This is a genomic window from Enterococcus sp. AN402, assembly GCF_040719405.1.
In the GTDB taxonomy this organism is placed as follows: domain Bacteria; phylum Bacillota; class Bacilli; order Lactobacillales; family Enterococcaceae; genus Enterococcus; species Enterococcus faecalis.
The window spans coordinates 873265-889572 of the sequence record NZ_JBFDTM010000004.1 but is presented as its reverse complement, the minus strand read 5'-3'; the positions used below and the strand labels follow the sequence as shown (position 1 = coordinate 889572).

Annotated in this window: 17 protein-coding genes; 3 read left to right on the top strand and 14 right to left on the bottom strand. The window is 38.3% G+C overall.

Annotated elements, in window-relative coordinates:
• Window positions 1–20: 20 nt before the first annotated feature.
• The 4 genes from AB1I62_RS05710 to AB1I62_RS05695 form a co-directional block, all read right to left on the bottom strand.
• Window positions 21–1403: a bifunctional metallophosphatase/5'-nucleotidase gene (locus AB1I62_RS05710; RefSeq protein WP_104859340.1), complete on the bottom strand. Its 1383-nt coding sequence runs from the start codon at window positions 1401–1403 to the stop codon at window positions 21–23.
• 124 nt (window positions 1404–1527) lie between these two features.
• The gene (locus AB1I62_RS05705; RefSeq protein ID WP_002357956.1) at window positions 1528–3216 is read right to left on the bottom strand and encodes a ribonuclease J; all 1689 of its coding nucleotides are present in this window, start codon (window positions 3214–3216) and stop codon (window positions 1528–1530) included.
• Window positions 3217–3246: 30 nt separating this feature from the next.
• Complete coding sequence (gene dapA / locus AB1I62_RS05700) at window positions 3247–4119, bottom strand: 4-hydroxy-tetrahydrodipicolinate synthase (RefSeq protein ID WP_048737771.1); 873 nt, start codon at window positions 4117–4119, stop codon at window positions 3247–3249.
• 33 nt (window positions 4120–4152) lie between these two features.
• On the bottom strand, window positions 4153–5220 hold the full coding sequence (locus AB1I62_RS05695) for an aspartate-semialdehyde dehydrogenase (protein ID WP_002403231.1): 1068 nt from the start codon (window positions 5218–5220) through the stop codon (window positions 4153–4155).
• 206 nt (window positions 5221–5426) lie between these two features.
• Here AB1I62_RS05695 and AB1I62_RS05690 point away from each other — a divergent pair, with 206 nt between their 5' ends.
• The gene (locus AB1I62_RS05690; RefSeq protein WP_002357960.1) at window positions 5427–5885 is read left to right on the top strand and encodes an S-ribosylhomocysteine lyase; all 459 of its coding nucleotides are present in this window, start codon (window positions 5427–5429) and stop codon (window positions 5883–5885) included.
• Window positions 5886–5968: 83 nt separating this feature from the next.
• Window positions 5969–6703: an oxygen-insensitive NADPH nitroreductase gene (gene nfsA / locus AB1I62_RS05685; RefSeq protein WP_002360554.1), complete on the top strand. Its 735-nt coding sequence runs from the start codon at window positions 5969–5971 to the stop codon at window positions 6701–6703.
• 57 nt (window positions 6704–6760) lie between these two features.
• Here the strand turns inward: nfsA and AB1I62_RS05680 are convergent, their stop codons facing one another.
• The 9 genes from AB1I62_RS05680 to AB1I62_RS05640 form a co-directional block, all read right to left on the bottom strand.
• A complete protein-coding gene (locus AB1I62_RS05680) occupies window positions 6761–7009 on the bottom strand; it encodes a YtxH domain-containing protein (protein ID WP_002357962.1) in 249 nt (82 codons plus the stop codon).
• A gap of 90 nt (window positions 7010–7099) precedes the next feature.
• Window positions 7100–7978 carry a fructokinase ScrK gene (gene scrK, locus AB1I62_RS05675; protein WP_002363736.1) on the bottom strand — a complete coding sequence of 293 codons (879 nt, stop codon included), beginning with the start codon at window positions 7976–7978 and terminating at the stop codon, window positions 7100–7102.
• 226 nt (window positions 7979–8204) lie between these two features.
• A complete protein-coding gene (locus tag AB1I62_RS05670) occupies window positions 8205–8417 on the bottom strand; it encodes a hypothetical protein (RefSeq protein WP_002357965.1) in 213 nt (70 codons plus the stop codon).
• A complete protein-coding gene (locus tag AB1I62_RS05665) occupies window positions 8410–9474 on the bottom strand; it encodes a DUF916 and DUF3324 domain-containing protein (RefSeq protein WP_048737768.1) in 1065 nt (354 codons plus the stop codon). Before AB1I62_RS05665 ends, AB1I62_RS05670 begins: the two co-directional genes overlap by 8 nt.
• A 237-nt stretch (window positions 9475–9711) precedes the next feature.
• Window positions 9712–9981: a type B 50S ribosomal protein L31 gene (locus AB1I62_RS05660; RefSeq protein WP_002357967.1), complete on the bottom strand. Its 270-nt coding sequence runs from the start codon at window positions 9979–9981 to the stop codon at window positions 9712–9714.
• Window positions 9982–10081: 100 nt separating this feature from the next.
• On the bottom strand, window positions 10082–11374 hold the full coding sequence (gene rho / locus AB1I62_RS05655; protein WP_002357968.1) for a transcription termination factor Rho: 1293 nt from the start codon (window positions 11372–11374) through the stop codon (window positions 10082–10084).
• Window positions 11371–12663 (bottom strand): UDP-N-acetylglucosamine 1-carboxyvinyltransferase, encoded by a 1293-nt coding sequence (locus tag AB1I62_RS05650; protein WP_002357969.1) that lies wholly within the window; start codon window positions 12661–12663, stop codon window positions 11371–11373. The genes rho and AB1I62_RS05650 overlap by 4 nt, the downstream gene beginning before the upstream one ends.
• Before the next feature lie 173 nt (window positions 12664–12836).
• Complete coding sequence (locus AB1I62_RS05645) at window positions 12837–13706, bottom strand: class II fructose-bisphosphate aldolase (RefSeq protein WP_002357972.1); 870 nt, start codon at window positions 13704–13706, stop codon at window positions 12837–12839.
• A 202-nt stretch (window positions 13707–13908) separates the two neighbouring features.
• Window positions 13909–14865, bottom strand: a complete 957-nt coding sequence (locus tag AB1I62_RS05640; protein WP_002381974.1) for a YitT family protein — start codon at window positions 14863–14865, stop codon at window positions 13909–13911.
• A gap of 231 nt (window positions 14866–15096) precedes the next feature.
• Here AB1I62_RS05640 and AB1I62_RS05635 point away from each other — a divergent pair, with 231 nt between their 5' ends.
• Window positions 15097–15591 carry a YajQ family cyclic di-GMP-binding protein gene (locus AB1I62_RS05635; protein WP_002357974.1) on the top strand — a complete coding sequence of 165 codons (495 nt, stop codon included), beginning with the start codon at window positions 15097–15099 and terminating at the stop codon, window positions 15589–15591.
• 16 nt (window positions 15592–15607) lie between these two features.
• On the opposite strand, the gene AB1I62_RS05630 is transcribed toward AB1I62_RS05635, so the two are convergent.
• Complete coding sequence (locus AB1I62_RS05630; RefSeq protein WP_104859249.1) at window positions 15608–16291, bottom strand: HD domain-containing protein; 684 nt, start codon at window positions 16289–16291, stop codon at window positions 15608–15610.
• Window positions 16292–16308 lie beyond the last annotated feature (17 nt).

Here is a 16308-nt window from a genome sequence, read left to right as displayed (position 1 = left end):
GTTTTTATTATACCTTGTTTTTATTTGATTGGATAGTGGACATGCAGATAGTTCGCCACGACAGTTCTTAAAACGTCTGGAAATAAAAATTCGACTTCTCCAACTAACTCAATCGTTGGGAAAAACGGAACAAATTGAAAGTGATCCACTGTTGTCAGCGTATATTTCTGCTCTGGCTGAATAGGTTTCCCTTGCCAAAAAACGGTCTGGCTATTTCGCTCAAAACGAATCCCATCATAACATAATTCGCCAAAAATTTTCCCGCGGAAGCCCATCCCGCGAATCGGAAATTTCCGCAGAAATTGACGACTTTTTTCCATTTCACGAATCAAACGGCTCATGTCTGACCCTTTCAAGGTAACCTTGATTAAATGCATTGGATGAGGCAAGGCCTCATGTAATTGGTCTGCATTGATTATTCCTTCTGGTAAATCTGCTAAAAATAACCCGTTGTTTAACACAGCCGCTTCGGTCTGCCCAGCTTCTTTTAACGCCTTCAAGGCAACAGTTATAAAGGCATGCGGTTGCCGTAAGTCCGTTGACAAGGTTTCAGGGATTTGTGCAATTTGCTGCGCTTGCAATAGTCGATGACCTTCCGTTAAGTAACCCGCAATTTCCTTGGCATCAGTTGCTTGCTCTTCTAAACTTGCTGTTTCAATCGTTTTTGCATAACTTGTGACTTGCTTCGTGTCGGCATCCACAAACAGATGCACTTCACCAATATACTGTCCATATTTGCCAGCAGCTGCTAGTTGCACATGATTAATTTTTTCACCATCTTTAAATAAATGATGTGTATGGGAACCTAAAATCACTTGAATTTCAGGATAATTCGCCGCAATCATAAAATCAGTATCTATCCCCAAGTGACTAAGCAAAATGAGAACATCACATTGAGGCGCAACTTCTGTAATCAGTTGAGGAAGGACTGCTTCCACTTGTTTGATTGTCCAGCCATTGGGATTATACGTTAAAGTAAATGGTGCGGTTAAGCCAATAAACCCTAACTTTGTGCCTTCTTTAGTTGTCATAATTTTATATGCTTGACAAAAATCTGGTAACGTTTGGGTTTTTGGATCTTCTAAATTAGCTAAGACCACTTCAAATGTTGCCTGATCATATAAATGCTCTAATTGTTTCTTTGAATTGCCGATTCCTTCGTTATTTCCAATTGTAACCAGATCATACGCTAATGTATTCATTATAGCTACATTTGCTCGACCATCTGTTGCTTCGGTCAAAGGATGACACCGATCTGAAAAGTCACCTAAATCAATGGTTACGACTGTTTTGCCCTCTTTTTGGTACAGCGAACGTTTGGCTTTAACCAGACGCCGTATTTTGGGCCAATTTTCAAAGTGAGAATGAAGATCATTGGTATGGAACAACACAATCTCTTCCACTAAAATCGCCTCCTTTATTCAGCGCTCTGATTAATAGTACCATATTTATAGAAGAAAGTTACAAAAAAGAACAGATGACTTTAGAAGAATTTCTCCTAAAATCACCTGCTTTTATCAGGACGAACTATGCGTTATTTTTGGGACGCTTGCGTTGCGTCGCTTCCATGATAACTGGTAAGATCACAGGACGACGTTTGGTTTGTTCAAATAAATAACGGCTTAAGTTTTCGCGGATTTCTTGTTTCAGTTTGCTCCATTCAAAATCGTCACTTTCTAAATGTTTTTCAACAATTTCTGTAACAATATTGCTACTTTCTTTCATTAGGTCTTTACTTGTTTTAACGTAAACAAAACCTCTAGAAGTAATTTTAGCTGGTGAAACAATTCGTTTTTCTCGGCGATTAATTGTCACAACAGCCACAAAAATACCATCTTCGGAAAGAATACGACGATCCCGTAAAACGATATTACCAATATCACCGACACCAATCCCGTCAATCATAATATTTTCGGCCGTTGTGCTGCCAGCTACCGACATTCTACCTTTTGTATACTCTAGAATGTCCCCACGACCTGTAATAAAGATATCTTTATAAGGCATGCCAATTTCGTGTGCTAAGTCCGCATGCGCAGCTAACTGGCGGTATTCACCTTGGACAGGAATGAAATATTTTGGTTTCATTAAGTTCAGCATCAATTGCAAGTCATTCGGATTAGCGTGACCAGACACACGTAAATTGTCGGAAATTTGCTTCACCGTAGCACCGGCCCGATAGACAATATCCTCTGTTTTGGCAACCGTTGTTTCCATGGCCGTTGTCGGCGTTGTCGTAATATAAACTAAATCGCCTTCTTCAATTCGAACGACACCATGTGTATTATTAGCCATTTTTTGAAGTGACTTAATCGGTTCTCCCATCCGGCCTGTTTCTAAAATTAATAACTGTTCGGGTGCATATTTTTTCATTTCTTTTGGTTTCACTAATAGATCTTCGCTTGGCAATTGTAATTTTTCCAATTTCATCGCCGTCCGAATAATCCGTTCAAAATCTTGGCCTGTCAAAACGACTTTACGACCAGAACGATCCGCTGCATTCAATACTTGTTGGACCCGTTGCAAATTACTTGCCACACATGCCACGATGATTCGTCCTTCCCAATAGCGAATCGTGTCGAACACCTCATCAGCGATTTGGGCTTCCGATGCAACTTGGGCTGGGTTTTCAGCATTTGATGAATCACTAAGTAGCGCCAAGACGCCTTCTTTCCCAATTTCAGCCAAGCGGCCATAATCGGTTTGATACATCTCAATCGCACTTTGATCAAATTTAAAATCACCAGTATAAACAATGTTGCCTTCTTTTGTTTTGATGCTAACACCAATCGAATCTGGAATGGTGTGCGTTGTTTTAAAGAAGCTCACCGTTGCTTGACCAAAATCAATTTCTGTATGCGGGTCAATCACATGGAAATCTTTAAATTTCTTCGTTTCCGCATGACTGTTGACACTTAGTTTTGCTAATTCAATCGTTAATTCTGTCCCAAAAACAGGCACTTGAATTTTTGAAAGCAAATACGGTAAGGCCCCAATTGCATCTGCATGGCCATGTGTTAAAAAGACCCCTGCAATTCGTTCACTATTTTCTTCTAAATACGTAAAATCCGGAATGACAACGTCAATTCCTAAAAGTTCGTTCTCTGGATATTGTAATCCACAATCCAGTACAAAAATTTCATCTTCCACTTCAGCAACGTACATATTTTTTCCATTTTCACGAACGCCGCCTAATGGAACGATTTTTATTGTACTCACTCTTTTCACCTCTCTATGATTACACGTTCTTTAAATCTCTAACGTGCGAATAATTCTTTGCTCTTCTTCTGGTGTACAAGCAACTAGAGGTAAACGTAAATTTCCAACAGGAATACCTAAATGATTTAAGGCCGCTTTCACGGGTGCCGGCGAAGGCACTGAAAACAAGGCGTTCATTTTTGGTAATAACTGTCGTTGAATTTTAGCCGCTTCCGGCAAGTTCCCCTGCTCCAGCGCTTGATACATCTCATACATTGACGAACCGAAGACATGACTGGCTACCGAAATAACCCCTTGTCCGCCAAGTGCCTTGGTGGCAAAAGCCAACCCGTCTTCTCCAGTATACACTAGAAAGTCTTTTGGCGCTCTTTCAATCAACTCAGTAATTGCATCTAACCCTGCACATTCTTTAATTGCCACAATTTTTTCCAATTGTGCTAAGCGCAAAGTAGTTTTCACTTCTAGACATGCAGCCGTTCTACCAGGAACATTGTACAAAATAATTGGTAGTTCACTTGCTTCTGCGATGGTTTTAAAATGTTGATACATACCTTCTTGATTTGGTTTATTATAATAAGGAACAACCGCCAAAACAGCATCGATACCAGCGATTGTCGCTAACTCTTTCACAAAAGCGACTGAGTCACGTGTATCATTCGTACCTACACCACAAATAATCGGAATACGTCCATCGATCAGTTCAATAATTCGCTGGAATAATTGTAATTCTTCTTCATGAGTTAACGTGGGTGATTCACCAGTTGTTCCTGCTAAAATAACGCCTTCTGTATGATTGGCCAATAAATAGTCTACCAATTGCGGTAGTTTATCAAAATCTATTTCTCCCGATTCTTGAAACGGCGTAACCATTGCCGTAATAATTGTTGCATTCGTTAAATCCATCCTATTCCCTCCCGAGTATACAATACAAACCTTCTAGTCGTTTTCAGGTACACGAAGCAAATTCATTTCGTGTAGCGTTTCAGCAATTTGGACCGAGTTCCAAGCAGCTCCTTTTAATAGGTTGTCTGACACAATCCATAAATGGAAACCGTTCTTCACGTCAACGTCTTGACGAATACGGCCGACAAATGTTTCTTTCTGGTTGACGCTATTTAGCGCTTGTGGATATAGTTGTTCACTTGGCTCATCTTGCAAAATTACACCTGGAGCTTGCGCCATTAATTCTTGGATGGCTGAGACCGATGCATCTGCTTGTTTCACTTCTATATAAACAGACTCAGAATGTCCTGAAATTACCGGAATACGGACACAGGTGGCAACGACTTTTAGCTTGTTGTCTCCCATGATTTTTTTTGTTTCATTCATCATTTTCCATTCTTCGTAGGTATACCCTGCTTCTGAAAAAACATCAATTTGAGGCAACGCATTAAAAGCAATTGGATAATGTTTTTTATCACTGCCAGCTGGTAAAATTTCAGCTGACCATTCGCTGACAGGTTTTCCCTCTAAAAAATCTTCAGCTTGTTCTTTTAGCTCATTAATTGCACGGATACCTGCGCCACTCACAGCTTGATACGTTGAAACGATGATTCGTTCTAAGCCAAACGCTTGCCGAATTGGTTCTAAGGCCACCATCATTTGAATCGTAGAACAATTGGGATTTGCGATGATTCCCTGATGATTTTTCAAGGCTTCCGGGTTCACTTCTGGAACAACTAAAGGAACATCTTTTGCCATTCTAAAATGGCTAGTGTTATCAACAACAACAGCTCCGCGCTTAACTGCTTCTGGTGCAAACTTTTCGGAAATACTCCCACCAGCACTAAATAATGCTAAATCGATTCCTTCAAATGATTCCGGGACTAATTCTTCCACGATAAGAGGTTGTCCTTTAAACTGAATCTCTTGTCCAGCAGAACGCTTAGACGCCAATAACCTCACACTGGCAATTGGCAAACTTGTTTCTGCTAACAATTCAATCATTCTTGTCCCGACAGCACCTGTTGCTCCTACCACGGCAACATGATATTCTTTTCCCATATTTTCATACTCCCCTCTTACCTTCTTGTAAAAGCTACTTGTCCTATTTTACCATAGTATTGAAAAAACCTACATAGTCAAAAAAATGATTTTTTTATTTTCCCATGATATTTTAAAACTATTACCCATCAAAGGACTATCCATTGACTTTTGACTTAAATTTGTTATAGTTAAAACGAATTTAATTATAAAGGGAGCGAAATTTCATGGCACGCGTAGAAAGTTTTGAATTAGATCACAACACAGTAAAAGCACCATATGTTCGCCTTGCTGGCACAGAACAAAATGGTGATGCGTTAGTCGAAAAATATGACTTACGTTTCTTACAACCAAACAAAGATGCCCTACCAACAGGCGCATTACACACGTTGGAACATTTATTAGCAGTTAACATGCGTGATGAATTAAAAGGAATCATTGACATTTCGCCAATGGGTTGCCGCACTGGTTTTTATATGATTATGTGGGATCAACATTCACCACAAGAAATCCGTGATGCATTAGTCAACGTTTTAAACAAAGTAATCAATACAGAAGTTGTTCCAGCAGTCTCTGCAAAAGAGTGTGGAAACTACAAAGATCATTCTTTATTTGCAGCGAAAGAATACGCAAAAATCGTCTTAGACCAAGGAATTAGTTTAGATCCATTTGAACGTATTCTGTAATCTTTAGCAATTAACGACAGAGAAACCCACTATTAAGCTGTGGGTTTTTCTGTTCTCTTTCTTAATTTAAACGGAGGTTTTTTATGAATCAAACAATCGAACAATTACTAAGTCACCGTTCCGTTCGTCATTTTAAAAAGCAAGCGTTAACGGACAAGCAGAAACAACAGTTAATTACTGCAGCTCAAGCAGGATCAAGCTCCAATTTTTTACAAGCTTATACAATTATAGAAATCAAAGATCCTGAGCTACGCAGAGAATTGGGACGTTTAGCGAATTGTGAAGACTATGTCGTTAACACTGGTGTGTTCTATGTTTTTGTTGCTGATTTGTATCGTCATGCAACGATTTTGTCAAAAGAGGGGCAATCATTAGAACCCTTAAAGACACCAGAATCATTATTAGTAGCTGCCGTTGATACAACGATTGCTGCGCAAAACATGGCCATTGCGGCTGAATCTATGGATTTAGGGATTTGTTATATTGGCGGCATTCGAAATGACTTAGACACAGTAGCCAAACGCTTATCTTTGCCTGAATTAACTGTACCACTTTTCGGATTAACAATCGGTGTACCAGAAACGTTAAATGGTGTAAAACCACGGATGCCTTTTGAAAATATTTTAAGCGAAAATCACTACCAATCAGACAAATTGACAGATATGCACACATATGATGAATTATTAAAAGATTATTATGCCAGCCGCTCAAGTAACGCCCAAACAGCGGATTGGTCACAGAAATCTTTGTCCTATTTTTCTTATAATCGTCGCCCAGAAGTAAAAATTTTCTTGCAAAAACAAGGATTTGATGTCTAAACAAAAGAGCGTGGGCTTACGTTGAAATAACGTAAGCCCACGCTCTTTTGTTAATTTTTATTTATCTTTACTAAATTTGTCTTTTAAGTCTTCAAAGCCTTCTTTAACTTTATCAGTTAATTTTTCAGCGCCTTCTTTAAGGTCGTCGCCGGCATCACGTGCTTTGTCTTTTACGTCAGCAAAGGTTGATTGAGCTTTTCCTTCAAGTTCTTTGCCTTTATCATCCGTAACTTTGCCTTGCGCTTCTTTTGCAGTACCTTCTACTTTATCTTTTGCATCGTCAAAACGTCCTTTTAAATCTGCCATGCTAATCCCTCCTAAATAATTAATTACATAATAAGAGTATCATTCTTAGCCATTTCCTTCAAATATAATGCATGAACTGCGAATAAATGGTTATTTTTGAGTCATTAAAGCTTTTTTTGCCAAGGCAAAGCAACCAATTGTTCCTGGATTATCTTCTAAAAGAGGCGTCACCAAGTATTTTTCTAAAGGCGGTGTTTCCACATATCCATTGACTAATTCAGCAAATTTTTCACGAACTTTCGGCATCAAATGGCGTTGTTTCATGACGCCGCCACCTAAAATGATCACTTCTGGCGCTAATAATAAAGTAGTATTGTACGCTGCTTGTGCTAAATAATAAGCTTCTAGTTCCCAAGTTTTATGATCCTCTTCCAATAAATGACCTTTTTTACCAGAACGACCTTCAACTGCTGGTCCTGCTGCAATCCCTTCTAAACAATCTCCATGATAAGGACAATTTCCTGCATACGTATCTTCAGGATGACGACGGACTAACGCATGCCCCATTTCTGGGTGGCTAAAGCCTTCAATAAACTCACCGTTTTGAATCGCTCCAGCGCCAACACCAGTTCCAATTGTATAATATACACAACTAGATGTATGTTGCCCATTTCCAGCAACATACTCACCATATGCCGCAGCATTCACATCCGTTGTCCAAGCCATTGGCACATCAAAATGTTGTTTCATAGTTCCTAACAAGTCAAAGTTACGCCAAGCTAATTTTGGTGTAGAAGTGATATAACCATACGTAGGAGAATCAACGTGAATATCAATCGGACCAAACGAACCAATCCCAATCGCTTTTAAAGGATATTGTTGGAAAAATTCTATTACTTTTTTCATTGTTTCTTCTGGGGTTGTTGTGGGAAAACTGACACGTTCCACAATGGTCAAATCATCTGTCCCAACGCCACATACAAATTTTGTGCCACCGGCTTCGATACTTCCTAAAAGTTTTTCTGTCATTGCAATATGCTCCTTCGTTTCCATTTTATAAGTAAGCGGATACATTACTTTTGATTAAATAACTAACATACACGTTTAGTTTACCACTTTTTTGTCGTTTCGACAGAACAATTTAACAATTTCAGTCAGGTTGCCCAATGAAATCTGGCAAGTTGCTAAAGAGCATTTTCCTAAAACAAAAAAACGAGCATTCACGGTTATCTAACATTGAATGCTCGTTTTTTGTTTATTGATTCTTTAGCGAAAAATATAACAATAGTCCTATTGTAATCCACCCACCACTAAGTAAAAGCATTAACCAACTTAAAAGCGTTTCTTTTAGAATACTTCTGGGTTCTTTTGCATGCTGAATAAAACTCATACTAGTCAACAAAGAAAAGAGGAAAAACATAAAACAAATGACCGCTAAACCGCCAGACAACCAAAACCAACTAGCCATTATTCTCACTCTCCTTTTCGCTTGTTTTTTGATAATTATTGCGCCAAATGACACTATAAATTGCCCCAATTGTGATTACTAACAACGTGTAGAAAGTCGGTAACCACCATGTAGGTAGGACCCATTTGACCGTAGCTTCTTGATTCAATTTTTTTGCTTCACGAGTGTTAATCGTAAATTCTTGTTGAAAAGGCCAAGACTGTTGTTCATCTTGTTGTAAAATAGCACGTCCTGTAAATATATAAGTCCCAGCATCTAGCGGTTGTTTGCCCAAATCAAGATGAAAATTCATGGAACTATTTGGGGCAAAGCGAACATTTTTTAGTGTCCGTTGTGCAATTTTTTTAGAGGATCCTTTTTTTATCACTTGACCTTCTAAACGAACTTCTGGAAAAATAGCAGCATACGGATTTTGAATGACCGCCTTTAGCGATTTGGCCCCTAAAGCAATTGTAGGTGTTACTTTCGCTAATTTCAGTTGGTTCACCTCTGTTAAAGGAGCATTCTCAGCACTCCTCATGGCAATCGCAACATTAAACCCGTAGCGACTGGTTAATCCCGTTGTTTGGTTCTCTTCCTCTGTTTTTTCATCTTTGAGATGCGCATAAACCCCGCCTAACACAACTCCTTTGATAGGCTGATCAAGTCCCTTCACCTTCATCTTTGCTGATACTGTTTGATGAGGCGGCACACTCACTTCCTCATTTTCTAAAGTAACCAAGTCTGTCAGCGGAACCTTTAACGATGAATCAAGTGATTTATCAAAATCATTGTACACAATCAACCCATTATCATTTGTTGATGCATTTGCTAGAGTCAATACAATGGACAATTTTTCGTCTGTCTTATTTTTTATGTCTAAGACAATAGTGGAAGATTGCTTTGGTGCCAGAATTAAATCATAATAACTAGATGTTCCTGACACTTGATTTTCTGGTAAAACAGGCGTTACTGTAAATTTAGTCTTCATTTCTTCTGTAGCTTCTACTTTTGGAACAATAATAAAAAATGTGAAAAACAGAAATAGACAGAAAACACCGACTTTTTTTCTACTCATTTCTTCAAGATCTCCTTTATAAAGCTGAATGTACTTACTAGTCTAACAAATCAGCGAAACAATGCTGATCAATCTTTGACTTTTGGGAAGGATAATCTTGAAAAGAAAGAAGAAAAGATTGGTAAGTTGCTTTATTTCTTTTCTCTGAATTAAAACTACATATTTAACGCAAAAATAGAGGTTTCCCACCACAGTGGAAAACCTCTATAAACCTTGTCATAACAATGTTTTGAAAGACTATGCGTCTGGATTTGCGTTTTCGTCTTTGAGACCGTATTTTTTGTTGAAACGGTCCACACGTCCGTCGGCTTGTGTGAATTTTTGACGACCAGTGTAGAATGGGTGTGAGTCTGAAGTAACCTCAACACGTAATAATGGATAAGTGTTGCCATCTTCCCATTCAACAGTTTCTGAAGATCCTTTAGTTGAACCTGAAAGGAATTTGAAACCTGTTGTTGAATCCATGAATACTACTGGTTGGTAATTTGGATGGATATCTTGTTTCATACGTTTTTTTCGCTCCTTTGCCCTGATCCATTTGCTGTATCAGAGTTATTTTGTCGGTATACAACAATGCTATCTTACCATGTTTTCAGTTGGTATGCAATTATCTTTTTGGATTTCTTTTAATTTGTTTGCCAAACGAAACATCATGGAAAACTTCAAATAATTGTTGATTATTTTGGGTTCGTTTTAACATTTTTATGAATTGATCCGTATATTCCAGCGAGTCTCCTGACATATTATTTCTCAATTTCCACGTTTCTTCTAGTTGTTCTGGTGTCATTAACAACTCTTCTTTTCGCGTACTTGATTTTTTAATATCAATTGCTGGGAAAATACGGCGCTCTGCTAATTCACGAGATAAATGGAGCTCCATGTTGCCTGTGCCTTTAAATTCTTCATAGATGACATCATCCATTCGGCTACCTGTATCCACCAATGCCGTGGCTAAAATAGTCAGACTGCCCCCTTCTTCGATATTTCTGGCAGCACCAAAAAATCGTTTAGGTTTGAAAAACGCAGCCGGATCTATTCCGCCACTTAAGGTTCGACCACTAGGCGGGACCACTAAATTATAGGCCCTTGCTAAACGAGTGATGCTGTCCATTAAAATAACTACGTCCCGTTTGTCTTCAACTAAGCGCATTGCTCGATCCAGAACCAATTCAGCAACTCGCGTATGATTTTGTGGTTGTTGATCAAAAGTTGAAGAAACCACATCTCCTTTAACGCTTCGCTCTAAATCAGTCACTTCTTCAGGACGCTCGTCAATTAACAACAGAATCAATTCCACATCAGGATGATTTTCTGTAATCCCATTAGCAATTTCCTTTAAAACACTTGTTTTTCCCGCTTTTGGCGGCGCTACAATTAAACCACGTTGCCCAAAACCAATTGGTGCAAATACATCAATCATTCGTGTTGATAATCTGCCAGCCGTTGTTTCTAACGTTAATTGTTTTTCAGGATACAACGGCGTTAGCGCTGGAAAATGTGGCCGCTCTTTCGCTTCTTCAGGATCTTTCCCATTGACACTTTCAACATGCATGAGTCCATAGTAACGTTCTGATTCCTTTGGCGGACGCGCCTTGCCAGCTACTTTGTCCCCATTTCTCAATCCGAAACGACGAATTTGAGAAGAAGAAATATAAATGTCTTCTGCACTTGGTCCATAATTAATTGGCCGCAAAAAGCCATAACCATCCTGAGAAACAATATCTAAAATTCCTTCCATGAAGAAAAACCCTTGCTTCTCAGCTTGTGCACGAATCACAGCTAAAGACAATTCTTTTTTGTTCATTTGGCTATAATAAGGAATTTTAAACTCTTTCGCGTACGCATAAATATCTTTTAACGTACTGTTTTCCAATTCAGCCATTGTTAAATAGTCGCTCATTGATCCACCTCAAACGGACCTTCTTGTTCTTCGGTTTCTAGCATTTGAATATCAGCGCCTAAAGCAGTTAACTTTTCGATAATGTGGTCGTACCCACGTAAAATATATTCTACATTATAAATTGTGGTCGTACCTTCAGCCATCAAGCCGGCAGTGACTAAGCAAGCGCCTGCCCGTAAATCAGAGGCGACTACTTCTGCACCGTGCAATTGATTTGGGCCATTTAAGATAATCATATTGCCTTCAACCGAAGCATCGGCCCCCATCCTCACCAACTCAGGGATATGCTTATTTCGTTGAGCATAAATCGTATCAATAATTTCACCAGTTCCTTGCGCTTTTAAAAGTAATGGCGTTAACGGTTGTTGCAAGTCTGTGGCAAACCCAGGATACGGATAGGTTTTCACCGTCGTCATTTTCAGATCATGTGACGGATGAACTTCAATCATGTCTTCTTCAATTGTCATCTTAACGCCCATTTCTTGTAATTTCGCAATGAAGCTTTCTAAATGCTCATAAATAACATTTCGAACCTTGATTCCTTCACCCATAGCTGCTGCCATAGCTAAATAAGTCCCAGCTTCAATTCGATCTGGAATAATCGAGTGACGACAACCATGTAATTCTTCGACACCTTCAATCCGAATAACGTCCGTTCCAGCTCCTCGGACTTTTGCACCCATGTTATTTAATAATGTAGCAATATCAATAATTTCTGGCTCACGCGCAGCATTTTCAATAATCGTTTTGCCTTTGGCTTTAACTGCGGCTAACATGACATTGATTGTAGCGCCAATAGATACCATATCCATAAAAATTCGGGTTCCTTGTAAGCCAGCTTCGTCTGTTCTCAAGTACATCGCCCCATGTTCGTTGGTTACATGAGCGCCTAATGCTTCAAATCCTTTGATATGTAAATCAATTGGACGAGGTCCTAAGTAACAACCGCCAGGTAAGCCGACAACGCCTTCCCCAAATCGACCAAGAAGTGAGCCCATAAAATAATAGGACGCACGTAAGCTATTGATTTTTCCTTTTGGCATTGGCACAGAAACAACTTCTGTTGGATCAATAATTAATGTATTATTTTCAAAAGTAATTTTAGCACCCATAATTTCTAAAATTTCAATTAATGAGTGAACATCCTGAATATCAGGAACGCCATCTAAAGTCACGGGCGAATCTGCTAAAATAGCAGCTGGAATTAAAGCGACCACACTATTTTTAGCGCCGCTAATGGTTACTTCGCCCTTTAATGGACGATTCCCATTGATTACGATTTTTTTCATTTATATTCTCACCTATCTGTAATATACGTTTTCTAAATAAACTACCCAATCATTCTATCATAATCAAGCTTAAGAAAAAAGAAAACTTCTCAGGTATTTTAATAGAATGAAAAAATAACAAAAAATAAAAAAGACAGCCACGTGCTGTGGCTGTCTTTAACGTAACTAGTTGATTAAGCTTTGTTAGCTGAACCGAACCAATCAATGTGTTCTTCTGCATCTTTGATGATTGCAGCTTTACCTGGTGCTAATAATTTACGAGGGTCAAATCCTTTACCTTCTAAATCTTTACCAGCTTCAATATATTCGCGCGTTGCTTTAGCGAATGATAATTGGAATTCTGTATTTACGTTAACTTTTGAGATACCCATTGAAATTGCTTTTTCAATTTGTTCTTGAGGAATACCAGAACCTCCGTGTAATACTAGAGGTACATCAGAACCGACAGCTTCAGCAATCGCTTGTAAGTGATCAAATGCTAAACCTTTCCAGTTTTCTGGATATTGACCATGGATGTTACCGATACCACATGCTAAGTAGTCAATACCTGTAGCAACCATTTGTTTACATTCTTCGATATCAGCTAATTCGCCAGTACCGATGATTCCGTCTTCTTCACCACCGATTGAACCAACTTCACATTCGACAGAAATACCTTTAGCGTGCGCTTTTTCAACTACATCTTTCGCTAATTTTAAGTTTTCTTCGAATGGTAAGTGAGAACCATCAAACATGATTGAAGTATAGCCAACTTCGATACATTCTAAAGCAGCTTCGTAGTCACCGTGGTCTAAGTGAATTGCTACTGGAACTGTGATATTCATTGAGTCTACTAAATTAGTAATCATGTCTTTAGCTACTTTGTAGCCGCCCATGTATTTAGCAGCGCCCATTGATGTTTGGATTAGAACTGGTGCTTTTTTAGCTTCTGCTGCTTCTAAAATCGCTTGTGTCCATTCTAAGTTATTTGTGTTATAGCCACCTACTGCATAGCCGCCTTTACGTGCTGCTTTTAAGAATTCTGCTCCTGATACTACTGGCATAAAAAATTCCTCCTAAGTTTTTAAAAACTTTATTTGTTAGGTGTTCCCTAACCAACGGTTCTATTTTAGCAGAATTCCTGACACTTTTCTAGTAAAATTCCCTTTTTCAGAAAATTTTTGTCTATTCTTTCACATAACCTTCATTTTTATAAAAAAACCTCCAGTTTTCCCGTTAAGACTTTGGGACCTGAAGGCCGACTTGCTATTTTAATTTTTTCTTTGGCGGATAACGTTTCACCTTGTAAGATTGAAGCTCAGGAAATGTTCCTGTACTATGAAAAATCCGTTGTTCATCTTCATTGGCAAAACGCCCTAAAACCGATTGTGTTGGTAAAATATTTACAAAGGCATTCTCATCGATACTGTAAACTGCTTGTTCTAAATCATAGAGTTCGTAGCGAGTAATGACCATCATAATCATCCGACCTTCTGCACCTGAATAGCCGCCGATTGAAGGCAACAAGGTCATGCCACGAGCGATTTGTTGAGAAACTTCTAAGGCAACGGCTTCTGGTCTCGTGGTGACAATCATTGCTGTGACTTTTTGGTGACTGGTATGAATCATGTCGACCACCTGACTCAAACAGTAAATGGAAATAATAGTATACAACGCACTTTCCCAGTTAAATACAAAACCAGCCAACAGCACAATAATACCATTTAATAAGAACATAAAATTACCAACGGTTTTCCCTGTTGTTTTTGAAAGAATCAGTGAAATAATATCCATGCCGCCAGTGTTAAAGCCCATTTTCAATGAAAGCCCTGCGCCAACGCCGACTAAGACACCACCCATAATTGCGTTCATCAAAGGATTCGTTGTGACTGTTACGATTGGCACAAACATAGTGACAACGGAAATACCAATAACATTGATGAAACTAAGAATCGTTGATTGTTTCCCTAATTTTACAAACCCTAGAATGAAGACGGGAATGTTTAAAAATAAAATGAAGATCCCTGTATTAATATGGATTCCTAAATTTGTATATAATAATGTAGCAATGATTTGCGCAATTCCGTTCATCCCTGCCGAAAAAACTTTTGCCGGAATCAAAAAGAAATTCAAACCGACCGCAGAAGTCAAAGCGGTTATCGCCATCACTGCTATTTTTTTTATCGATTCATTCCTTTGGTAAGTACTAACCAATCGACTCATTTTTCTTCGCTCCTTCGCTATTCTTCTGACTTAGAATAACAGGTTCTATCCTAAAAGAAAAGGGGCTAAAAGCGAACATTAAAATTTTTTTTGCAACGTTTCCATGAAAGAATGCGAGAAGATATCCCTAAAAATTGATCTTCTTATTTCTCTATTCAAAATGATTCTAGCCTAACCTTTTTTACTATTTCATGATATGATGAAGCAAAGAATATTTTAGGAGGTTTTTACATGGCTGCAAAAGAAGCAAGTTTTGATGTAGTTTCAGAGGTCAATATGGAGGAAGTCAAAAACGCAATTCAAATTGCCTTGAAAGAATTGAAAAATCGTTTTGACTTTAAAGGGTCAATTGCTGATATTAAATTGGAAAACGATAAACTAGTAGTCGTAGCTGAAGATGATTATAAAGTCGAGCAAGTGAAGGATATTTTATTTGGAAAATTAGTCAAACGCAATGTTCCGATTAAAAATATTCATTTCTCAGAAAGTGAAAAAGCCTTAGGCGGTACTGCTCGCCAATATGGTGATTTAATCAGTGGTATTGATAAAGAAAATGCGAAAAAAATCAACACAGCTATCAAAAACTCTGGGATTAAAGTTAAGTCACAAATCCAAGAAGACAAAATTCGGGTAACTGGAAAAAGTCGGGATGATTTACAAAAAGTCATGGCTCTTTTACGAGAATTAGACTTACCAATGGCTCTTGAGTTTAACAATTATCGCTAAAAAAATCCTTCAACTGTTAATGAATAGTTGAAGGATTTTTTTGTTTTGGTACTGGCCATTCTTGATTATTCAATAAAACGATTGGTCGGCGTTGGATTTTTTCTGAAAAAGCGGCAATTGCTTTGAAGACCTTTGGCATAAAATAAAACGCATTTAATTCTTCTAAATCCAGTTCTTCTTCTGCCGTAAATGAGACACAAACCTCTTGTTCTGAAAGCATAATTTCAATTTTCTTTAAAAATTGAAATTGCCGCATTCCCGGTACAAAATAACCAGCCTTTGCAACACGAGAGGTTGTAATATCTAATTTATCACTAATGATTAGCGCTAGCGTCATTAACTCTTCCGAATCAAAGCCGTTACTATGATTTTCTATAGAAGATAAAATTTCTTCTTGATAAGGCAAACAAATCTTTTGCTTACGAAAATATGCTTCTGCAAATTGTTTCCCACGAAGTGCATGTCCTGCTTTTCCTTGTAGCGCACCCACATCATGGAGCAGTGCCGCAATTTTTGCCGCTTCTAAATACTCCTCTGAAACAGCAAGTTGTTTCAAAATCATTTCCGTCATGGCTACGACATTGTTTACATGAAGCCAATTATGGTATGCCCACCTAGCTTCTTCATCTTCCATTTGACCAATTGCATCATAAATTTGTCGAATTTCAGTATCTTGATGAATGCGTTCAAACAGCTTCATTTATTTTCTCCTTAAAA

What these genes read in the sequence shown, in the direction of transcription:
- dapA (WP_048737771.1), bottom strand. Translation starts at nt 4,119, where the DNA reads ATGGATTTAACGAATGCAACAATTATTACGGCAATGGTTACGCCGTTT.
- AB1I62_RS05695 (WP_002403231.1), bottom strand. Translation starts at nt 5,220, where the DNA reads ATGGGAAAAGAATATCATGTTGCCGTGGTAGGAGCAACAGGTGCTGTC.
- AB1I62_RS05690 (WP_002357960.1), top strand. Translation starts at nt 5,427, where the DNA reads ATGGCACGCGTAGAAAGTTTTGAATTAGATCACAACACAGTAAAAGCA.
- nfsA (WP_002360554.1), top strand. Translation starts at nt 5,969, where the DNA reads ATGAATCAAACAATCGAACAATTACTAAGTCACCGTTCCGTTCGTCAT.
- AB1I62_RS05680 (WP_002357962.1), bottom strand. Translation starts at nt 7,009, where the DNA reads ATGGCAGATTTAAAAGGACGTTTTGACGATGCAAAAGATAAAGTAGAA.
- scrK (WP_002363736.1), bottom strand. Translation starts at nt 7,978, where the DNA reads ATGACAGAAAAACTTTTAGGAAGTATCGAAGCCGGTGGCACAAAATTT.
- AB1I62_RS05670 (WP_002357965.1), bottom strand. Translation starts at nt 8,417, where the DNA reads ATGGCTAGTTGGTTTTGGTTGTCTGGCGGTTTAGCGGTCATTTGTTTT.
- AB1I62_RS05665 (WP_048737768.1), bottom strand. Translation starts at nt 9,474, where the DNA reads ATGAGTAGAAAAAAAGTCGGTGTTTTCTGTCTATTTCTGTTTTTCACA.
- AB1I62_RS05660 (WP_002357967.1), bottom strand. Translation starts at nt 9,981, where the DNA reads ATGAAACAAGATATCCATCCAAATTACCAACCAGTAGTATTCATGGAT.
- rho (WP_002357968.1), bottom strand. Translation starts at nt 11,374, where the DNA reads ATGAGCGACTATTTAACAATGGCTGAATTGGAAAACAGTACGTTAAAA.
- AB1I62_RS05650 (WP_002357969.1), bottom strand. Translation starts at nt 12,663, where the DNA reads ATGAAAAAAATCGTAATCAATGGGAATCGTCCATTAAAGGGCGAAGTA.
- AB1I62_RS05645 (WP_002357972.1), bottom strand. Translation starts at nt 13,706, where the DNA reads ATGCCAGTAGTATCAGGAGCAGAATTCTTAAAAGCAGCACGTAAAGGC.
- AB1I62_RS05640 (WP_002381974.1), bottom strand. Translation starts at nt 14,865, where the DNA reads ATGAGTCGATTGGTTAGTACTTACCAAAGGAATGAATCGATAAAAAAA.
- AB1I62_RS05635 (WP_002357974.1), top strand. Translation starts at nt 15,097, where the DNA reads ATGGCTGCAAAAGAAGCAAGTTTTGATGTAGTTTCAGAGGTCAATATG.
- AB1I62_RS05630 (WP_104859249.1), bottom strand. Translation starts at nt 16,291, where the DNA reads ATGAAGCTGTTTGAACGCATTCATCAAGATACTGAAATTCGACAAATT.